The organism is Mycobacterium sp. 4858 (genome assembly GCF_900240975.1).
Classification (GTDB): domain Bacteria; phylum Actinomycetota; class Actinomycetes; order Mycobacteriales; family Mycobacteriaceae; genus Mycobacterium.
The window spans coordinates 1,805,821-1,825,354 of sequence record NZ_LT968776.1; the positions used below are offsets into that span (position 1 = coordinate 1,805,821).

Sequence of the window (19,534 nt, forward strand, 5' to 3'; positions counted from 1 at the left end):
ATGCCGATCGCTATCACTCCTGAGCATCAAGACCTGGCCGATTCGGTGCGGTCGCTGGTGGCGCGCATCGCGCCGTCCGAGGCATTGCACGCGGCCATGGAAACGCCGATCGACAATCCCCCGCCGTACTGGCAAGCCGCCGCGGACCAGGGCCTGCAGGGCCTGCACCTGGCCGAGTCCGTGGGCGGGCAGGGCTTCGGCATCCTCGAGCTGGCCATCGTGCTGGCCGAGTTCGGCTACGGTGCGGTGCCCGGGCCTTTCGTGCCGTCGGCGATCGCCAGCGCCCTGATCTCCGCCAGCGATCCGCACGCCAAGGTCCTCTCCGAGCTGGCGTCCGGCGCGGCCATCGCCGCATACGCGATGGACTGCTGCGGGCTCACCGCCACCCGCCAGGGTGACACGCTGGTGCTCCGGGGCGAGGTCCGCGCGGTGCCCGCGGCGGCGCAGGCCTCCGTGCTGGTGCTGCCGGTCGCCATCGACAGCGGCGAGGAATGGGTGGTGCTGCGCGCCGAGGAACTCGAGATCGAGCCGGTGCGAAGCATCGACCCGCTGCGCCCCGTCGCCCATGTGCGCGCCAACGCCGTCGAGGTGGGCGCAGACGCCGCATTGGGCAACCTGAGCATGGCGACCGCGCACGCGTTGATGACGACGCTGCTGTCCGCCGAGGCGATCGGGGTGGCGCGCTGGGCAACCGACACCGCGTCGCACTACGCCAAGATCCGCGAGCAGTTCGGCAGGCCGATCGGGCAGTTCCAGGCCATCAAACACAAGTGCGCGGAAATGATCGCCGACACCGAGCGGGCCACCGCGGCGGTGTGGGACGCCGCCCGCGCCATCGACGAGGCACGCGAAAACGATTGGGAAATCAGCGCTTCCAACGTCGAGTTCGCGGCAGCCGTGGCGGCGACGCTGGCGCCGGCGGCCGCCCAACGGTGCACGCAGGACTGCATCCAGGTGCACGGCGGGATCGGCTTCACCTGGGAGCACGACACGAACGTGTACTACCGCCGGGCACTGATGCTGGCCGCCTCCTTCGGCCGCGGTTCGGAGTACCCGCAGAAAGTGGTGCACACCGCCACCAGCACCGGGCTCCGGCCGGTCGACATCGACCTCGACCCCGACACCGAGAAGCTGCGCGATGAGATCCGCGCCGAGGTGGCCGCGCTGAAGGCGATGGAGCGCGACCGGCGCAGGGTCGCCATCGCCGAGGGCGGCTGGACCCTGCCGTATCTGCCGAGGCCGTGGGGGCGCGCCGCCGGTCCGGTGGAGCAGATCATCATCGCCCAGGAGTTCACCGCGGGCCGCGTCAAGCGCCCGCAGATGGGCATCGCGACCTGGATCATCCCGTCGATCGTCGCGTTCGGCACCGAGGAGCAGAAGCAGCGGTTCCTGCCGCCGACCTTCCGCGGCGAGATGATCTGGTGTCAGCTGTTCTCCGAGCCGGGCGCCGGATCGGACCTGGCCGGGTTGAGCACTAAGGCAACTCGGACGGACGGTGGCTGGCGGATCACCGGTCAGAAGATCTGGACCACCGCGGCGCAGCTCTCCCAGTGGGGCGCGCTGCTGGCGAGAACGGACCCGAGCGCCCCGAAACACAACGGCATCACCTACTTCCTGCTGGACATGCGCAGTGAAGGCGTCGAGGTGAAGCCGCTGCGCGAGCTCACCGGGAACGCGATGTTCAACACCGTCTACATCGACGACGTGTTCGTGCCCGACGAATGCGTGCTCGGTGAGGTCAATCGTGGCTGGGAGGTCAGCCGCAACACCCTTACCGCGGAACGGGTTTCGATCGGCAGCAGCGAGGCCAACTTCCTGGCGACTCTCGGTCAGTTCGTCGAGTTCGTTCGCGACGGGCACCTCGACCCCGTCGCGCAACACCGGGCCGGCCAGTTGATCGCTGAGGGCCACGCCGCCAAGGTGCTGAACCTGCGTTCGACGCTGTTGACGCTGGCCGGCGGCGATGCCATGCCGTCCGCGGCCATCTCGAAGCTGCTCTCGATGCGCACCGGCCAGGGGTACGCCGAGTTCGCGGTGTCCTCGTTCGGCACCGAGGCCGCCATCGGCGACACGAACCAGCTGCCCGGCAAGTGGGGCGAGTACCTGCTGGCGAGCCGGGCCACGACGATCTACGGCGGCACCTCCGAGGTGCAGCTGAACATCATCGCCGAGCGGTTGCTCGGCCTTCCTCGCGATCCCTGACCGCCGGCGGGCGATTCCGCCCCGGAAAAGGGCCATGCCGACCTGAGGGGTGGTCAGGCCGGCATGGTTTCCCCCCCATCCCGTGGACCGGTCAGCCTAGGAGTGGATCGGCACGTCAAGGCTGGCCGGCTATCACGGGGAGGCTTGGTTCACCACCACCAGTTCCACCAGTGCCCGGGGGCCCAGAATCCGCGGTTCCCCCAACCCGGGCCACGGTGCCCCCCGTTCCATCCGTGGCCTCCGCCCCATCCGCCATGACCCCCTCCTGGACGGTCGGGAAGGATTCCGGGCCCACCGGGCGCGCCATGCGGACCGGTGGTGGTGAAGCTGTGGTCGGCTCCTGGTGCGGGGGCCGCCTGGGCAACGGCGCCGGCGCCGAACAGCAGCGCTCCCGCCATGGCCGAAGCGCCGGCCGCACTGGCGGCCGCGCGGCGGAGCGATTGTGCAGAGAGCGTCATCGCAGGAGCCCCTTCCAGGATCTGATACCGACAACAAAAACGTTAGCCAGGAGTTTCCCGGCAAACAACTAAGCTACACACGAATTGTGCTGTGAATTATGTAACAAGTCGATTGCCAGACTGCGCAAGGTCGGCATTTTGTCGTATTTAATGATTTCCATATCTCAGGAGAACGTCGGATACTGATCTACGGAGTCCGGTCTTATACCTGCTCAAATGACGTCTACTGAAATACTGTTCTCCGCAATTCCGCATCGGCGTATTGCCCTGCGTTATGCGACGCGGAATTGCGCTCCATCTCTCCCGCGCCCGAAATTACCGCGACATACGCCGCGCCTGCCAGCTACCGTAAGCCATTTGCTGCAGAAAGCGGCCGCCGACGGGGACGCGGCCGGTCGGCGGCCCGGTCGCGCGACTTACGCCGTGGACGGTGGAAGAATCAGTATCGACACATTCGAGCGCTGATTTACTGATCGGCCACTCATTCGGAGGGCACCGCCGCAGTGAACTTCAACCGCAGCCACATCGGACCCGGCGCCGCATCGTTCCGGGGTCCCGCGCCGTCGGGCGCCGCGGCGGGCGACGCCGCGCCGACCGAGCGCCTTACCGGGCTCGGGCAGCAGTCCCCCCAGCGGATGGTCAGCCCGCCGGCGCACAACCAGGCGGGACGGGTTCAGCGGACACGGCGCACCGTCGACCTGCCGGCGGCCACCCACCGCGCCCTCGACATCTGGCAGCGGGAGGCGGCCGACCGCCTGGGGGTCGCCCGGGTGACCGGACAAGAGGTGCTCACCGCGCTCATCGACCAGCTCCTGGTCGACCCCAAACTCGCGGCGCAGATCACCCGGGCCATCAAAGACCGGCGCTGACCCCGAAGGGCTAGTCGACCTCCATCTCGCGCAACTCGCGCTTGAGGATCTTGCCGGTCGGGTTGCGCGGCAGCTCCTCGAGGAAGACCACCTCACGCGGCACCTTGTAGCGCGCCAGGTGATCGCGGACGTAGTGCTTGATGGTGTCCTCGTCGACGTCCGAGCCGTCCTTCTTCACCACGAAGGCGCGCAGCCGGTGGCCCCATTCCTTGTCTTCCACGCCGATCGCGGTCGCCTCGACCACCTCCGGGTGCCCGCTGATCAGGTCCTCGACCTCGGCGGGGAAGACGTTCTCCCCGCCGGAGACGATCATCTCGTCGTCGCGGCCGCTGACGTAGAGCAGGCCGTGCTCGTCGAAATACCCGACATCGCCCGAGGACATCAGGCCGTCGATGATCTGCTTGTGGCCGCCGCCGGTGTAGCCCTGGAACGGAAACGCGTTGCCGACGAAGATCCGGCCGACCTCGCCCTGCGGCTTCTCCTGGCCGTTGTCGTCGAGGATCTTGACCTTGACACCCTTGACCACCGGTCCGACGGTCGCCGCGTTGCGCTCCAGATCCTGTGGTCCGGCGATGGTGGCGAACGCGATCTCGGTCGAGCCGTACATGTTGTAGATGACCGGCCCCAGGTCCTTCAGCGCGCGGCTGGCGAGCTCCGCCCCCAGCTGCGACCCGGAGATGAACACGATCCGCAGGCTGGACAGGTCGGGCTTCTTCCCCATCTTCTCGATCGCGTCGAGGATCCGCGACAGCATCACCGGCACCACCACCATGGCGGTCACCTTGTACTTCTCGATGTCTTCGAGCACGTGCGGCGGCTTGAACTTGCGGCGCAGCACCAGGGTCGAGCCCAGGAACATCGCGATGGTGCCGTGCAGGTATCCCAGCGCGTGGAACATCGGGGCGGGCAACGAGGTGACCTCGTTGGCCTTGAACGGGACGTGCGAGAGGATGCCGCCGACCGGCGCCAGGGTCGGCGGGGTGCTGCGGTTCGCGCCCTTGGGGGTGCCGGTGGTGCCGCTGGTGAGGATGATGATCGACGCGTGCTTGGAGGCCTTGGGGGCGGGTTCCTTGCTGCTGCGCTCGATCAGGTCGGCCAGCGTCTCGTCGGTGCTGCCCGACGGCTCGTCCGCGTCGGGGTTGGTGCCCAGCGCGCGCAGCTTGCCCAGTTCCGGCTCGGCCTTGCTGACGGCCTTGGTGTACTCGTCGTCGTAGATGATCAGCTTGGCGCCCTCGCGCTCCGACACCTCCTTGATCTGCGGGCCGGAGAATTCGCTGTTGAGCAGGATGATGCGGGCGCCCACCCGGGCGGCGCCGTAGTTGGCGATCAGGAACCAGCGGGTGTTGCGCGCCAGGATCGCCACCCCGTCGCCGCCCTTGACCCCCATCTCGAGCAGGCCGTTCGCCACCGCGTGGGCGGCCTCGTCGAGCTCTTTGAAGCTGAACTCGCCCTCCTCGTCGATGCACGCGGCGCGGTCCGGGTGGCGCCGGGCGTTCAGGGAGGGCAGCATGCCGAACTCGCCCCACTTATAGATGTCGTTGGCCATCGCGGCGTAGTTCAGCGGTGGCTCCAGCCGGAAGGCGCCCGCTTCGAAGATCTTGCGCACATAGTGCAATTCGGCCGAGCCGCGTTCCAGGTATTGCTGAACCTTGGCAACCGCCTGCCCAGGCAGGCCAATCAGATTAGGCATGGATCCACCCTATGTGACGTCCGTCGCATCCCGAGGGGTAAGTACCCATCGACTTACGATGATGAACATGGGTCCGGTTTCGCTGGAGGTGGCCGGGCACGAGGTGACGATCACCCACCCGGACAAGGTGGTGTTCGACGCCCACGGCGACGCGGGACCGCACACCAAGCTCGACCTGGTCCGCTACTACCTGTCGGTGGCCGAGGGGGCCCTGCGCGGCGTGGCCGGCCGGCCGATGATCCTGAAGCGCTTCGTCAAGGGCATCTCTGAGGAGGCGGTCTTCCAGAAGCGGGCACCGAAGAACCGGCCCGACTGGGTGGACGTCGCCGAACTGCACTACGCGCGCGGTACCTCCGCCGCCGAAGCCGTCATTCACGATGCCGCCGGCCTGGCGTGGGCGGTCAACCTGGGCTGCGTCGACCTCAACCCGCACCCGGTGCTGGCCGACGACCTCGACCATCCCGACGAACTGCGGGTCGACCTGGATCCGATGCCCGGGGTCGACTGGCGGCGGATCGTCGACGTGGCGCTGGTCGCCCGCGAGGTGCTGGAGGACTACGGCCTGGTGGCCTGGCCGAAGACGTCGGGGTCGCGCGGCTTTCACATCTATGCCCGGATCGCCCCGCGCTGGGAATTCCGGCAGGTGCGCCTGGCCGCCCAGACCGTCGCCCGGGAGGTCGAGCGCCGAGCGCCCGGCGCCGCGACCAGCCGCTGGTGGAAGGAAGAACGCGAAGGGGTGTTCGTCGACTTCAACCAGAACGCCAAGGACCGCACGGTCGCGTCGGCGTATTCGGTGCGGGCGACGCCGGACGCCCGGGTGTCCACGCCGCTGTTCTGGGACGAGGTGACCGAACGTCTTCCCGACGAGTTCACCATCGACACGGTGCCCGCGCGGTTCGCCGCCATGGGCGACCCTTGGGCGGGGATGGACGACGCGGTCGGCGAGCTCGACCGGTTGCTGGTGCTGGCCGAGGAGATGGGTCCCCCGGAGCGTGCGCCGAAGGGATCCGGCACGGCCGACGGCCGGCGCCGGTCGGCGATGCCGCTCATCGAGATCGCCCGCACCAAGACCAAGGACGAGGCGCTGGCCGCGCTGGATACCTGGCGCGGCCGCCACCCGGACGCGGCGGCCCTGCTGCAGCCGGCCGACGTGCTGGTCGACGGGATGCGCGGGCCGAGTTCGATCTGGTATCGGATCAGGATCAACCTGCGGCATGTGCCGGTCGATCAGCGACCTGAGCAGGAGGAGCTGATCGCCGACTACAGCCCCTGGGACGGATACGGCGGCAGGCAGCAGCCGTCGCGCTGAAATCCGGCTACACCCCGACCCCAGCTCGCGCCTGGTAGGCGTTGCCCTTGCGCAGGTAGCAGTACCAGGTGACCACCAGCAGGGCCAGGAAGAAGCCCACGTAGAACCGCAGCGCGGGTTCGATGCTGCCGAAGTGCGACCTCGACCAGGCGTATGCCAGCGGCACGACGAATCCGCCGAAGGCGCCGATCGACGAGATCACGCCCAGCGCGCCCGCGGCCTGGCGCCGCATGTGCGCCATGGTGTCGGGGTCGCCCCCGGCGAGTTGCCCCTTGGTCACGAAGATCCTCGAGATCATCCGGTAGGTCGAGCCGTTGCCGATGCCCGTCGCGACGAACAGGAACATGAAGCTGGCGAAGAACAGCGGCAGGTTTTTGGCGTTCACCGACCACAGCGCCGCCGCGGCGCCGGCGGCGAGCATGACGAAGCTGACGGCGGTGATCCGGGCGCCGCCGATGCGGTCGGCCAGCTTGCCGCCCAGGGGCCGAATCACCGAGCCGATCGCTGCCCCGAGGAATGCCCAGGTCAACGCGATGTCGCCGCGGCCGAACACCGTTTTGAGCAGGGTCGGGAAGGCCGCCGAGTAGCCGATGAACGAGCCGAACGTGCCGATGTAGAGCAGCGACATCACCCACGTGTCGGGATGCCGCAGCGACTGCCACACCGGCTTCACGTCCGCCTTCGCCTCGGACAGGTTGTTCATGAACAGGAACGCGCACACCGCGGCCACCACCGCCAGCGGGATGTAGAAGAGGCCGGCGCGCGACAGCGCCACCCCGCCACCGGCCACGACGATGGGCGGGATGATCTTCTGCACGACCGCCACGCCGATGTTGCCGCCGGCCGCGTTGAGGCCGAGCGCCCAGCCCTTGTCCTTCTCCGGGTAGAAGAACGAGATGTTGGCCATCGACGAGGCGAAGTTGCCGCCACCGAAGCCGGCGGTGGCGGCGATCAACACCAGCACCGCGAACGACAGGCCCGGATGGCTGACCGCCCAGGCCAGCAGCACGCACGGAATGAGCAGCAGCGCCGCCGAGATGGTCGTCCAGTTGCGGCCGCCGAAGAGCGGCACCGCGAAGGTGTAGGGCAGGCGCAGGAAGGCGCCGACGCCGCTGGGCACGGCGACCAGGCACAGCGCCTGGCTCGCGGTCAGCGCCCAGCCGGAGGCGGACGGATGCCCGTGGGCACCGGCGGTCATCTGGACCACCACGATGCTCCACAACATCCACACGCTGAAGCCGACGTGCTCGGCGAAGATGGAGAAGATCAGGTTGCGCCGGGCGATCGGCTTGCCGGTCGCCTCCCAGAACGCGGGGTCTTCGGGCCGCCAGTCATCGATCCAGTGCCCGCCTCGATGACGCGGGGGCGCGGGGGCGAGGACCGGAGCGGTCGACTCGGGCGTGGTCGTCGTAGTCACGCCCCGACGTTAGGAAGGGACTGTTACCGGGCCGCGTGGACGCAGTTACGTCGGCGATACGTGGATCTCGCAACGGCCGTTCCCCGCTTGTCAGAACTTTTTGCCCGCCCAGTGCGGGAGAATTGCCGCATGCAGGCGACCGATCGGCCCCTGGGGCTGCGCGAACGCAAGAAGATCAAGACCCGTCATGCCCTGCGCCGTGAGGCGTTCCGCCTGTTCGACGCGAACGGCTACGCCGCCACCACCATCGAACAGATCGCCGACGCCGCCGAGGTGTCCCCCAGCACGTTCTTCCGGTACTTCGGATCCAAGGAGTCGCTGCTGCTGGCCGACGACCTCGATCCGCTGATACTGGCGGCGTTCGACGCCCAGCCACCGGAGTTGTCACCCAGCCAGGCCATCCGCCGCGCGTACGCCAGCACGATGGCCGGCCTGTCGCCCGAGCAGCTGGAGTTCGAGAACACCCGACAGCGCCTGATCTTCTCGATACCCGAGCTCAAGGCCGCCCTCTACGACGAGTACTACCGCACCGTGAATGTCATGGCGGAGGCGATCGGTCGCCGGATCGGCCGTCCGGCAACGGATTTCGAGGTCCGGGTGTTCGTCGGCGCGATGGTCGGCGCCATGATGGCCGCCTATGACAGCGCGCCGAAGACCTCCGACACCATCTATCGGGCGCTGGACTTCCTGGACGCCGGCATGCCGCTGGGCTGAGCGGCGCAACCGCGCGGCGACGGGCGTTGCGAGCGGGGAACGCGATAATCTCACGCGATGCGACAGGGTTGGAATCGACGGGGATTCTTGCAGCTCGCAGGGGCTGCAGCCGTCGCCGCGGTCGCCGGCGCCCCGGCGGGGTGCTCGTCAGGCAAACCGTCCTCGAATACCGGCGGCGGCAAATCGGTGACGATCGACCACCTCTTCGGTCAGACCGTGATCAAGGAGCCCCCCAAGCGCGTGGTCAGTGCCGGGTACACCGAGCAAGACGACCTGCTCGCGGTCGGCGTCGTACCGATCGCCGTGACCAACTGGTTCGGCGATCAGCCGTTCGCGGTGTGGCCGTGGGCGCAAGCCAAGCTCGGCGGGGCTCAGCCGGTGGTGCTCAACCTCGACAACGGGATCCCGGTGGACCAGATCGCGGGCCTCAAACCGGATCTCATCGTGGCCACCAACGCCGGGGTGGACGCCGACACCTATCAGAAACTCTCCGCGATCGCCCCGACCGTGCCGCAGTCGGACGGTGACGCGTTCTTCGAGCCGTGGAAGGAGCAGGCCGCCGTCATCGGCCGGGCGGTGTTCCAGGCCGACCAGATGAAGTCGCTGATCGACGGGGTCGACCAGAGGTTCACCGCCGTCGGCAAGGAACACCCGACCTGGACGGGCAAGAAGGCCTTGCTGATGGAGGGCGCCCTCTGGCAAGGGACCGTCGTCGCGGCCATGGCGGGCTGGCGCACGGACTTCCTCAATCAGATGGGCCTGGTGATCGCCGACAGCATCAAGCCGTTCGGCACCGGCCACCGCGCCGTCATCCCGCGCGACCGCGTCAAGGCGGTGCTCGACTCTGCCGACGTGCTCATCTGGACAACCGAGAGCCCCGACGACCAGAAGGCGTTGCTCGCCGACCCCGACGTGGCGGGGTCACAGGCCACCGCGCAGAACCGGCACGTCTTCACCACCAAGGAGCAGGCCGGCGCGATCGCGTTCTCCTCGCCGCTGAGCTACCCGTTGGTCGCCGACCAGCTGCCCCCGCAGCTGGCCAAAATCCTCGGTTAGATCCCCGCCGCGCCGGCGGCGTTTGAGTGTTTGCTAAGGCAGCTCTGGCAGTGTTCGAAAATCCGTCGCCCGCCCCTCGCCCGGCCGGCGATCGGGCGGTTACCGTCGAGTAATGAGCGTGACGGACCTTACCGACAACGTGCCCAGGGACCTGCCCACGGACCTGGTCGGCAACACGGTTCTGGACTTCGGCGACAGCGCGCTGATGCTGCAATGCGGCAGCACCGCCGAGGTGCTGGCGTGGGCGGCGCAGTTGCGGGTCGCGGCGTTGCCCGGCGTGGTCGACATCGTCCCTGCCGCGCGCACGGTGCTGGTGAAGCTCGACGGCCCGCGCCGCCAAGGCGTGATCCGTCAGCGACTGCGCAAGATGCGGGTCACCGCCGAGGAGGTCCCCGCGTCCGATCGCCGCGCCGACGTGGTGATCGACGTCGCCTACGACGGCCCGGACCTCGCCGAGGTGGCCGACCACACCGGGCTGACCATCCCGCAGGTGATCGACGCCCACACCGGTTCGCTCTGGCGGGTCGGATTCAGCGGGTTCGCCCCGGGATTCGCGTACCTGGTCGACGGGGATCCCCGGCTGCGGGTGCCGCGCCACCCGGAGCCACGCACCTCGGTGCCCGCCGGCTCGGTCGGCCTGGCCGGCGAATTCAGCGCGATATACCCGCGCCAGTCGCCGGGCGGTTGGCAACTGATCGGCCGCACCGACGCGGTCATGTGGGACCTCGAACGGCCCCAACCGGCGCTGCTGACGCAGGGCACCTGGGTTCAGTTCCGGGCCGTCTGAGGTAAGGAGACCACCGTGGCAACCCTGGAGATCCTTCGCACCGGCCCGCTCGCCGTCGTCCAGGACCTGGGCCGGCCGGGGCTGGCCCACCTCGGCGTGAGCCGGTCCGGGGCGGCCGACCGTCGCGCCCACCAGCTGGCCAACCGGCTGGTCGCCAACCCCGTTGACCGCGCCACCGTCGAGGTCACGTTAGGCGGATTCGCGGCCCGTGTCCGGGGCGGCGACGTCGACATCGCGGTCACGGGCGCCGACACCGACCCGACCGTCAACGGAAAAAAGTTCGGCACCAACAGCATTCAACATGTCCGCGACGGCCAGGTGATCGCCTTGGGCACGCCTCGCGCCGGGCTGCGGACATATCTCGCGGTGCGCGGCGGCATCGGAGTGGAGCCGGTGCTGGGCTCGCGCAGCTACGACGTGATGTCGGCCATCGGCCCGGGACCGCTGCGGGTGGGAGACGAGCTCCCGGTCGGGGAGCACACCCCCGACTATCCCGAACTGGATCAGGCTCCGGTGGCGGCGATCACCGGCAGCGCCGTCGAGCTGGCCGTGGTGCCCGGGCCGCGCGACGACTGGTTCGTCGACCCCGACGTCCTGGTGCACAACGACTGGGTGGCCTCCGACCGCAGCGACCGCGTGGGGATGCGCCTGACCGGCCGCCCGCTGCAGTACCGCTACCCGGACCGCCAGCTGCCCAGCGAGGGCACCACCCGGGGGGCGATTCAGGTGCCGCCCAACGGGTTACCGGTGATCCTGGGGCCCGATCACCCGGTCACCGGCGGTTACCCGGTGGTGGGCGTGGTGGTCGACGGGGACATCGACAAGATCGCCCAGGTGCGCCCCGGCCAGTCGGTGCGCCTGCACTGGTCTCGCCCCAGGGTCCTGGTCGGCGCCCAGCCGCGTGCCGGCGCCTGGCCGTTCCCGTAGTCGTTCCAGGCTCACTTGGGCCCGTTGTCCGCCGAAATGTATTCCAGCTCACACCAAGCCGCGCGACGGCTTCGAATCACCTGATTTGGTTGGCCATTTCACCGTCGGGCGCCGCCTACAGCGACTTACCAGATAACTGGTAATCAACTAACAGCCGATTCGGGCCCGATTGAGTTGACCCATTCCCGCCCCGAATGTGAGCATCGAAACACGCGGCGGGGCATGCCTCTTCATTCGGGGCGCCCGGATTTTCTCCCGGCGCGGGCCCCAGCCGAATTCGCCCGCGGGGCAACGGAAACGAGCACTGCGGCGCGCCCTTCCCGCATGGCAGTCGACGAAAGGTGACGTTCGGATGGCCCGCAATCACCGCATCGCGGACTGGAATCCAGAAGACCCGGCGGCCTGGGAGGCGGGCAACAGGAAGATCGCCCGCCGCAACCTGTTGTGCACCATCGCCGGCGACCACGTCGCCTTCTCGGTCTGGACGCTCTGGCCGGTCATGGCGCTGTTCATGCCGGAGCACGTCTACGGCTTCTCCGCCGGCGACAAGCTGCTGCTGGGCGCCGTCGCCACGCTGGTCGGTGGCCTGGCCCGGATCCCCTACACCCTGGGCATCGCCACCTTCGGCGGCCGTAACTGGACCGCGTTTTCGGCGTTCGTGCTGCTGATCCCGACCGTCGGCACGATCGTGTTGCTCGCCAACCCCGGCCTTCCGCTGTGGCCCTTCGTGGTGTGCGCGGCCCTGACCGGGCTGGGCGGCGGCAACTATGCGGCTTCGCTCGCCAACGTCAACGCCTTCTATCCCCAGCGGCTCAAGGGCTCGGCACTTGCCGTCAACGCCGGTGTCGGCAACCTCGGGGTGGCGGTGATCCAGCTGGTCGCACTCCTGGTGCTGGCCACGGCCGGACACGAGGCGCCGTATTGGGTGTGCGCGGTGTACCTGGTCGCGCTGGTGGTCGTCGGGCTCGCGGCCGCACTGTTCATGGACAACCTCAGCCACGGCACCGAGCTGAACACGATGCGCTCGATCCTGTTCGAGCGTGACACCTATGTGATCTCGCTGCTCTACATCTGCACCTTCGGCTCCTGGATCGGCTTTTCCTTCGCCTTCGGCCAGGTGATGCAGGTGAACTTCCTCGCCAACGGGGAGGGCGCCAAGCACGCGGCGCTGCACGCCGCGCAGGTGGCCTTCATCGGCCCCCTGCTGGGCTCGCTGGCCCGCATCTACGGCGGCCGGCTGGCCGACCGCAAGGGCGGCAGCCGGGTCACGCTCGGCGTGCTGGCCGGCATGACGCTGGGGGCCGGGCTGCTGGTCATCATCAGCACCATCGACGATCACAACGCCGGGGACCGCTCGACCAGCATGATCGGTTACGTCATCGGCTTCATGGTGCTGTTCGTCCTGTCCGGGATGGGCAACGGTTCGGTGTTCAAATTGATCCCCTCGGTGTACGACGCGCGCAGCCGCGCCCTGCAGATGGGCGAGGACGAGCGCCGCCACTGGGCGCGCGCCAAGGCGGGAGCGTTGATCGGCATCTGCTCCGCGGTGGGTGCGCTGGGCGGGGTGGGCATCAACCTCGCGCTGCGCCAGTCCTACCTGGCCACCGGGGAGGAGACGTCGGCGTACTGGGCGTTCCTTGCTTCCTACGTCGTGGCCGCGATCGTCACGTGGTCGGTCTACGTGCGCCGACCGGCACCGCCCACCGAGGCGGTGGACGGTGAGACGGCAGGCGCCCTGGCACGCGTGTGAGCGCGCCCTCATGGTGGGCAATGCGCAAGCAATTGCCAGGTAACGCAACCGAAATCTGACAGGCATACACAGGTGATATGGGCCAGCCGGACTCCCCGCCGCTGACGGGTTACCGCATCGCGGTAACGTCCGCCCGGCGCTCCGAGGAGCTGTGTGCGCTGCTCAGCCGCCACGGCGCCGAGGTGTGCAGCGCGCCGGCGATCAACATGATCGCGCTGCCCGACGACGACGAATTGCACCGTAACACCGAGGCATTGATCGCCGAGCCACCCGACGTCCTCGTCGCGCACACCGGCATCGGCTTCCGCGGGTGGCTCGCCGCGGCCGAGGGGTGGGGGCTGGTCAACCCACTCCTCACCGCGCTGTCAAAGGCCCGCATCGTCTCGCGCGGGCCGAAGGCGACCGGCGCACTGCGCGCCGCCGGCCTGCACGAGGAGTGGTCCCCGGACTCCGAGTCATCGCAGGAAGTCCTGGAATACCTGCTCCACTCGGGAGTGGCCGGGCTGCGGGTGGCGGTCCAGTTGCACGGCGCCGCCGACGCGTGGGATCCCTTCCCGGAGTTCCTCGGCGGGTTGCGCCTGGCGGGCGCCCAGGTGGTGCCCGTCCGGGTATACCGCTGGAAGCCAACGCCATTGGGCGGCACGTTCGATCAGCTCGTGACAGGTATCGCGGCGCGGCAGTTCGACGCGGTCACCTTCACGTCGGCGCCCGCGGCGGCGGCGGTGCTCGAGCGCAGCCGCGAGCTCGACGTCGAGGACCAACTGCTGGGCGCCCTGCGCAGCGACGTGCACGCGATGTGCGTCGGCCCGGTGACGTCCAAGCCGTTGATCCGCAAAGGCGTGCCCACGTCGTCGCCGGAACGAATGCGGTTGGGCGCCTTGGCCCGTCACGTCGCCGAAGAGCTGCCGCTGCTGGGTTCGTGCACCGTGCGGGCCGCCGGCCACACGGTCGACATCCGCGGCACCTGCGTGCTGGTGGACGGCTCGATCAAGGTGCTGTCGCCCTCGGGCATGGGAATCCTGCGTGCGCTGGCGAAACGCCCCGGCGACGTCGTCCCCCGCGGTGACCTGTTGCGCGCGCTGCCCGGCAACAGCAACGACCCGCACGCCGTCGACACGGCGGTGCTGCGGCTGCGGACGGCCCTGGGCGACAAGAACATCATCGCGACGGTGGTCAAGCGTGGCTACCGGCTCGCGACCGAGCAACGGGCGGACGCCTCATGGCGCTGATCCTGGTCGCGCACGGGACCCGCCGGCCGGAGGGTGTGGCGATGGTCGAACAGCTTGCCACGCAGGCAAGCTCGTTGATCGCACGCCCGGTGGAGGTCGCGTTCGTCGACGTGTTGGGGCCCACCCCCAGCGAGGTGCTGTCGCGGGCGAAGGCCACCGGCCGGCCCGCCATCGTGCTGCCCGCGTTCTTGTCGCGCGGCTACCACGTCCGCGCGGACCTGCCGGCCCACGTCGGGCAGAGCGGGCACCCCAACGTCATCGTCACCCCCGCCCTGGGCCCCAGTGGCCAGATCGCCCGGATCGTCGGCGACCAATTGCTCAAATGCGGTTGGCGCCCGGGTGATTCGGTGATCCTGGCCGCGGCGGGAACATCGGATGTCAAAGCGCGCGCCGACCTGCACACCACCGCGACGCTGGTGTCGGCGCTCACCGGGTCGCGAGTGGGTCTGGCCTTCGCGGCCACCGGGGACCCGCAGCTGCCCGAAGCGGTGGACGAGGCGAGACGCCAGGCCCGCCGCACCAACGCGCGCGTCGTGGTCGCCTCCTACCTGCTGGCCGACGGCCTGTTCCAGGAGAGGCTGCGCGCCTGCGGCGCCGACCTGGTCAGCCAACCGCTGAGCACCCATCCGGGCCTGACACGCCTGATCGCCAACCGATTCCGCCGGGCCATGCCGCCGGTGCTGGCCCCCACCGTCCGGCACGCTTCGCGCCGCTCGAGCGCCCAGCGGTGGGTGCACGACCGCATCGTGCGGCCGAATCCGGCGGCCTGAAGGCGCCGATCGTCGAGGCGCGCCGACGCCCGCGACGCTTGATCTTTGGCCTGATTCCGGCGATCCTGGCACCATGCCCCGTCGCGAAGAGCCGTCGCGTGGGCTCCTCGACCCGGTCGCCAAGATGCTGCGGTTGCCGTTCGGCACACCGGAATTCATCGACCGCATCGTCACCGGCGGGGCCAATCAGGTGGGCCGTCAAACGCTGCGCATGCTGATCACCACCTGGGACGCCGCCGGCGGCGGCCCCTTCGCCGCGAGCGCGATCGCCTCCACCGGGATGGCCAAGACCGCCGAAACCGTGCAGAGCATGTTCGTCGGGCCGGTATTCGGCCCGCTGCTCAAGCTGCTGGGGGCGGACAAGGCCGCCACGCGGGCTTCGCTGTGCGCCTCGCAGCTGGTGGGTCTGGGCATCATGCGCTACGGCATCCGCTCGGAGCCACTGCATTCGATGTCGGTCGACGCGCTCGTCGACGCGATCGGCCCGACGATGCAGCGCTACCTCGTCGGCGACATCACCCGCTAGGCGGCGAGCCGGCCGACCTGGACGAAGCCGTCGTCGGTGACACGCGCGGGGTACACCGGCACCGAGAAGTTCGGATCGTCCAGGCATTCACCGTCTTCCAGTGAGAAGGCCTGCTTGAGGATCGGCGATTGGACCGTCACCCGGCCCCCGCGGTCCCCCACGATCCCGCGGGAGAGCACGGCCGCGCCGGAGAACGGGTCGACGTTGCCCACCGCGTGCACCGAGCCGTCGTCGAGCCGGAACAACGCCGCCTGGGACCCGTCGTCGAGCAACACGCCGACGCCCCGGCCCGGGATGAGGCGGTCGTACTCGCAGGCAGTCGTCCACACCGCAATGTCGTTGAGAAGTGTCATGATTCCTCTCCAGCTCCCGTACGGATCTTCGGCATCCCAATGGAAACGGGGATTTTGCGCCCGGCGTGCTCGGTGAATTCCACCGTCGAGTCGACCTCGTCCGGGGCGTTGACGAACGAGACGAACCGCGACAGCTTGTCGGGGTCGTCGAGCACGCCCTTCCATTCACACTTGTAGTTCTGCACGTGCCGCTCCATTGCGGCCTCGAATTCCTCGGCCAGGCCCAGCGAGTCCTCGCACACGACCTCGCGCACGTGGTCGAGGCCGCCCTCGAGCGAATCGACCCAGGGCGCCGTGCGCTGCAGCCGGTCGGCCGTCCGGATGTAGTACATGATGAACCGGTCGACGTAGCGGACCAGCGTCTCGGTGTCCAGGTCGCTGGCCAACAGCTGGGCGTGCTTGGGCGTCATGCCGCCGTTCCCGCCGACGTAGAGGTTCCAGCCCTTCTCGGTGGCGATGACGCCGACGTCCTTGGAACGCGCTTCGGCGCACTCGCGCGCACAACCGGAGACGCCCATCTTGATCTTGTGCGGCGCCCGCAGACCCCGGTACCGCAACTCCAGATCGATGGCCAGCTGCACCGAATCCTGCTGCCCGTAGCGGCACCAGTCGGTGCCGACACAGCTCTTCACGGTGCGCAGCGCCTTGCCGTAGGCGTGGCCCGACTCCATGCCGCCCTCGACCAGCCGGCGCCAGATCTCCGGCAGCTGGTCCACCCGCGCGCCGAACATGTCGATGCGCTGTCCGCCGGTGATCTTGGTGTAGAGCCCGAAGTCCTGCGCGATCTGGCCGATCAGGATCAGGTGCTCGGGTTTGATGTCACCGCCGGGCACCCGCGGCACCACCGAGTAGCTGCCGTTCTTCTGGATGTTGGCCAGGAAGTGGTCGTTGGAATCCTGCAGCGAGGCCTGCTCGCCTTCCAGGATGTGCTCCGAGCCGGTGGAGGCCAGGATGGAGGCGACCACGGGTTTGCAGATGTCGCAACCCTTTCCGCGGCCGAAGCGCTCCAGGAGGCCGGAGAACGTCCGGATCTCGGTGGCCGAGATGATTTCGAAAAGCTCCGCCCGCGACTGGCTGAAGTGCTCGCACAGCGCCTTGGACTGTTCCACGCCCTCGGCTTCCAGCAGCTGCTTGAGCAGGGGCACGCACGAGCCACACGACGTGCCGGCCGCGGTGCACGACTTGAGCGAGGGCACGTCGGCGCAGCCGTCGGCGATCGCGCACTTGAGATCGCCCTTGGTGACGTTGTTGCACGAGCAGATCTGGGCGGAATCCGGCAGCGCGCCGATCCCGAGCGCCGGAGCGTCGCCGGAGACCGGGGCGATCAGCGCGAGCGGATCCCCGGGCAGCTCGCTGCCGACCATGGGCCGCAGCACCCCGTAGGCCGAGGCGTCGCCCACCAGGACACCGCCGAGCAGGGTCTTCGCGTCGTCGGACAGCACCAGCTTGGCGTAGGTCTTCTTGACCGCGTCGTTGATGGCGACCTCGAGGCAGTTCTCGGTCACCCCCATCGCATCGCCGAAGCTGGCGACGTCGACACCGAGCAGCTTGAGCTTGGTGGAAAGGTCCGCTTCGCCGAACTCCGCGGCGCCGTCCAGCAGGCGGTCGGCCACCACTTCGGCGGAGGTGTAGCCGGGTCCTACCAAGCCGTAGCACCGGCCCTGGATCGCCGCGACCTCACCGGCCGCGTAGATGTCCGGATCGCTTGTGCGGCAGGCCAAGTCGGTGAGCACGCCGCCGCGCTCGGCAAGCTCCAGCCCTGCGGCCCTGGCCAGCTCGTCGCGCGGCCGGATGCCGGCCGCGAAAATGACCAGCCCCGCGTCGATGACCTCACCGTCGGTCAGGCGCACCCGCACCGATGACACCCCGTCGGGATGGTCGATCGCTTCGATCGACTCCGTGCCCGTGCCCACGTGCACCGCGATGCCCAGGTCGCCGACCATCTTGGCCAGCAACGCGCCGCCGCCCTCATCGATCTGCTGGGCCATCAAGCGTGGCATCATCTCGACGACGTGTGTTTGTAAGCCGAACTGGCGCAGCGCATTAGCGGCTTCCAAGCCCAGCAGGCCACCGCCGATGACCACGCCCGCCGGGGAGCGACCGGCTTCCGCCGTGCGCTGCGCGTCGGCGCGGATGGCGTCGAGATCGTCGAGCGTGCGGTAGACGTGGCACGCCGCCAGGTCATGGCCCGGCACCGGGGGGACGAAGGCGTAGGACCCGTTGGCCAACACCAACGTGTCGTAGCCGCACCGCTGCCCGTCGGCAGTCACCACGGACTTCGCTTCCCGGTCGATCTCGGTCACCCGAGCGTTCAAGACCAACCGAACCCGGTCGTCACCCGCGTAGTCGTTGCCCGGCAGTGCCAGCAGCTTGCGGTCCCAGCTTTCGGTGTACGAGGTAAGCCCGACGCGGTCGTAAGCCGCGTCCGCCTCCTCGGCGAAAACCGTGATGCGCCAGAGGCCCTCGGTGTCGCGCGCCCGGAGCGCCTCGACCAGCCGGTGCCCCACCATGCCGTGCCCGACTACGACGATGTGACCGCCCGCACAGTGCGCACGCGAAATCCCGTCTGCAGCCATGGCTTTGAGATTAGCGGCGAGAAATTACCGCGATTTCGCCCAATGTGACGGTCCTATGACGAGGATCTCACAACTCACAGGGAGCGTTGTGAATATTCGTTCGCCCGAGGCGAACGCCTAGGTGGAACTTTAGCGTGGTCGACTCATGTTTCTTCTTACAGCCGGCCGAAAGGGTGCCGGACACAGCAAATCCACAACAAAGCTCAAGGAAGTACAAGGAGATCCCGATGAGTAACCTCCCCTTGTGGTCGCGACCGGCCTGGGACACCGACCGGTGGTTGCGCGACTTCTTCGGACCCGCCGCCGCGACGGACTGGTACAAGCCCGCCACCAGCGGATTTAATCCGGCGTGCGAGATCGTCAAGGACGGCGACGACGCGATCGTACGTGTCGAGCTCCCCGGCGTTGACGTCGAGAAGGATGTCAACGTCGAGGTCGACCGTGGCCGGCTCGTGATCCACGGCGAACGCCGCGACGAGCACGCCAAGGACGAAGGGGAGAAAGACGGGCGCACCCTGCGCGAGGTCCGCTACGGGTCGTTCCGCCGGTCGTTCCAGCTGCCGGCCCACATCACCGGCGACGCCGTCACGGCCTCGTACGACGCCGGGGTGCTGACGGTGCGGGTCGCCGGCGTGTACGCCGGAAGCCAGGCGCAGCGGATCGCGATCAGCAAGTAACAGGTGGACAACGGTTCCGGCAGGGCATGCGCCCCGCCGGAACCGCTTGCCGCCCAGCGCTTTTCTCCAGCGGCGCGGCAACGGGCGGGCGAAGCCGCCTTTGTCGACCGCGACCCGCGGCTGCGCGGCGGCGGCCTCCCCCACCAGCGCGGGCTGCGGAGACATAAGAAAGTAAGGAAGCGAGTCGGCTGACGCCGGGCTGTGCCGTGGATAGGATCGGAAGC

Annotated in this window: 16 protein-coding genes; 12 read left to right on the top strand and 4 right to left on the bottom strand. The window is 68.7% G+C overall.

Annotated elements, in window-relative coordinates; translation table 11 throughout:
* Window positions 1-2,202 (top strand): acyl-CoA dehydrogenase, encoded by a 2,202-nt coding sequence (locus C1737_RS17065; protein ID WP_102418965.1) that lies wholly within the window; start codon window positions 1-3, stop codon window positions 2,200-2,202.
* A gap of 961 nt (window positions 2,203-3,163) precedes the next feature.
* Window positions 3,164-3,529, top strand: a complete 366-nt coding sequence (locus C1737_RS17075) for an ATPase (RefSeq protein WP_067917995.1) — start codon at window positions 3,164-3,166, stop codon at window positions 3,527-3,529.
* Between the two features lie 10 nt (window positions 3,530-3,539).
* Here C1737_RS17075 and fadD2 read toward each other — a convergent pair whose 3' ends face one another.
* The gene (gene fadD2, locus C1737_RS17080; RefSeq protein WP_102418967.1) at window positions 3,540-5,219 is read right to left on the bottom strand and encodes a long-chain-fatty-acid--CoA ligase FadD2; all 1,680 of its coding nucleotides are present in this window, start codon (window positions 5,217-5,219) and stop codon (window positions 3,540-3,542) included.
* A 58-nt stretch (window positions 5,220-5,277) separates the two neighbouring features.
* On the opposite strand from fadD2, the gene C1737_RS17085 reads away from it, so the two are divergent.
* A complete protein-coding gene (locus C1737_RS17085) occupies window positions 5,278-6,528 on the top strand; it encodes a DNA polymerase domain-containing protein (protein ID WP_369807533.1) in 1,251 nt (416 codons plus the stop codon).
* Between the two features lie 7 nt (window positions 6,529-6,535).
* Here the strand turns inward: C1737_RS17085 and C1737_RS17090 are convergent, their stop codons facing one another.
* A complete protein-coding gene (locus tag C1737_RS17090; protein WP_102418968.1) occupies window positions 6,536-7,945 on the bottom strand; it encodes an MFS transporter in 1,410 nt (469 codons plus the stop codon).
* 129 nt (window positions 7,946-8,074) lie between these two features.
* On the opposite strand from C1737_RS17090, the gene C1737_RS17095 reads away from it, so the two are divergent.
* The 8 genes from C1737_RS17095 (at window position 8,075) to C1737_RS17130 (ending at window position 15,704) form a co-directional block, all read left to right on the top strand.
* The gene (locus C1737_RS17095) at window positions 8,075-8,659 is read left to right on the top strand and encodes a TetR family transcriptional regulator (protein WP_067917984.1); all 585 of its coding nucleotides are present in this window, start codon (window positions 8,075-8,077) and stop codon (window positions 8,657-8,659) included.
* 57 nt (window positions 8,660-8,716) lie between these two features.
* Window positions 8,717-9,715 carry an ABC transporter substrate-binding protein gene (locus C1737_RS17100; RefSeq protein ID WP_068095335.1) on the top strand — a complete coding sequence of 333 codons (999 nt, stop codon included), beginning with the start codon at window positions 8,717-8,719 and terminating at the stop codon, window positions 9,713-9,715.
* Window positions 9,716-9,827: 112 nt separating this feature from the next.
* On the top strand, window positions 9,828-10,502 hold the full coding sequence (locus C1737_RS17105) for an allophanate hydrolase subunit 1 (protein WP_102418969.1): 675 nt from the start codon (window positions 9,828-9,830) through the stop codon (window positions 10,500-10,502).
* 15 nt (window positions 10,503-10,517) lie between these two features.
* The gene (locus tag C1737_RS17110; protein ID WP_067917978.1) at window positions 10,518-11,429 is read left to right on the top strand and encodes a 5-oxoprolinase/urea amidolyase family protein; all 912 of its coding nucleotides are present in this window, start codon (window positions 10,518-10,520) and stop codon (window positions 11,427-11,429) included.
* Window positions 11,430-11,781: 352 nt separating this feature from the next.
* The gene (locus C1737_RS17115) at window positions 11,782-13,179 is read left to right on the top strand and encodes an MFS transporter (protein ID WP_102418970.1); all 1,398 of its coding nucleotides are present in this window, start codon (window positions 11,782-11,784) and stop codon (window positions 13,177-13,179) included.
* Window positions 13,180-13,256: 77 nt separating this feature from the next.
* Complete coding sequence (locus tag C1737_RS17120; protein WP_067917974.1) at window positions 13,257-14,408, top strand: uroporphyrinogen-III synthase; 1,152 nt, start codon at window positions 13,257-13,259, stop codon at window positions 14,406-14,408.
* Window positions 14,399-15,178, top strand: a complete 780-nt coding sequence (locus tag C1737_RS17125) for a sirohydrochlorin chelatase (RefSeq protein ID WP_102418971.1) — start codon at window positions 14,399-14,401, stop codon at window positions 15,176-15,178. Before C1737_RS17120 ends, C1737_RS17125 begins: the two co-directional genes overlap by 10 nt.
* A 73-nt stretch (window positions 15,179-15,251) precedes the next feature.
* Complete coding sequence (locus C1737_RS17130) at window positions 15,252-15,704, top strand: hypothetical protein (RefSeq protein ID WP_067917970.1); 453 nt, start codon at window positions 15,252-15,254, stop codon at window positions 15,702-15,704.
* Here the strand turns inward: C1737_RS17130 and nirD are convergent.
* Complete coding sequence (gene nirD / locus C1737_RS17135; RefSeq protein ID WP_067917968.1) at window positions 15,701-16,057, bottom strand: nitrite reductase small subunit NirD; 357 nt, start codon at window positions 16,055-16,057, stop codon at window positions 15,701-15,703. The genes C1737_RS17130 and nirD overlap by 4 nt on opposite strands.
* Window positions 16,054-18,633, bottom strand: a complete 2,580-nt coding sequence (gene nirB, locus C1737_RS17140) for a nitrite reductase large subunit NirB (protein ID WP_102418972.1) — start codon at window positions 18,631-18,633, stop codon at window positions 16,054-16,056. The genes nirD and nirB overlap by 4 nt, the downstream gene beginning before the upstream one ends.
* Window positions 18,634-18,860: 227 nt before the next feature.
* Between nirB and C1737_RS17145 the strand changes: the two genes are divergently transcribed.
* Window positions 18,861-19,310 carry an Hsp20/alpha crystallin family protein gene (locus tag C1737_RS17145; protein WP_067917964.1) on the top strand — a complete coding sequence of 150 codons (450 nt, stop codon included), beginning with the start codon at window positions 18,861-18,863 and terminating at the stop codon, window positions 19,308-19,310.
* The last annotated feature ends 224 nt before the right edge of the window (window positions 19,311-19,534 follow it).

Coding starts and splice junctions, on each gene's coding strand:
- C1737_RS17065 (WP_102418965.1), top strand. CDS start 1: ATGCCGATCGCTATCACTCCTGAGCATCAAGACCTGGCCGATTCGGTG.
- fadD2 (WP_102418967.1), bottom strand. CDS start 5,219: ATGCCTAATCTGATTGGCCTGCCTGGGCAGGCGGTTGCCAAGGTTCAG.
- C1737_RS17085 (WP_369807533.1), top strand. CDS start 5,278: ATGATGAACATGGGTCCGGTTTCGCTGGAGGTGGCCGGGCACGAGGTG.
- C1737_RS17095 (WP_067917984.1), top strand. CDS start 8,075: ATGCAGGCGACCGATCGGCCCCTGGGGCTGCGCGAACGCAAGAAGATC.
- C1737_RS17100 (WP_068095335.1), top strand. CDS start 8,717: ATGCGACAGGGTTGGAATCGACGGGGATTCTTGCAGCTCGCAGGGGCT.
- C1737_RS17105 (WP_102418969.1), top strand. CDS start 9,828: ATGAGCGTGACGGACCTTACCGACAACGTGCCCAGGGACCTGCCCACG.
- C1737_RS17115 (WP_102418970.1), top strand. CDS start 11,782: ATGGCCCGCAATCACCGCATCGCGGACTGGAATCCAGAAGACCCGGCG.
- C1737_RS17120 (WP_067917974.1), top strand. CDS start 13,257: ATGGGCCAGCCGGACTCCCCGCCGCTGACGGGTTACCGCATCGCGGTA.
- C1737_RS17125 (WP_102418971.1), top strand. CDS start 14,399: ATGGCGCTGATCCTGGTCGCGCACGGGACCCGCCGGCCGGAGGGTGTG.
- C1737_RS17130 (WP_067917970.1), top strand. CDS start 15,252: ATGCCCCGTCGCGAAGAGCCGTCGCGTGGGCTCCTCGACCCGGTCGCC.
- nirD (WP_067917968.1), bottom strand. CDS start 16,057: ATGACACTTCTCAACGACATTGCGGTGTGGACGACTGCCTGCGAGTAC.
- nirB (WP_102418972.1), bottom strand. CDS start 18,633: ATGGCTGCAGACGGGATTTCGCGTGCGCACTGTGCGGGCGGTCACATC.
- C1737_RS17145 (WP_067917964.1), top strand. CDS start 18,861: ATGAGTAACCTCCCCTTGTGGTCGCGACCGGCCTGGGACACCGACCGG.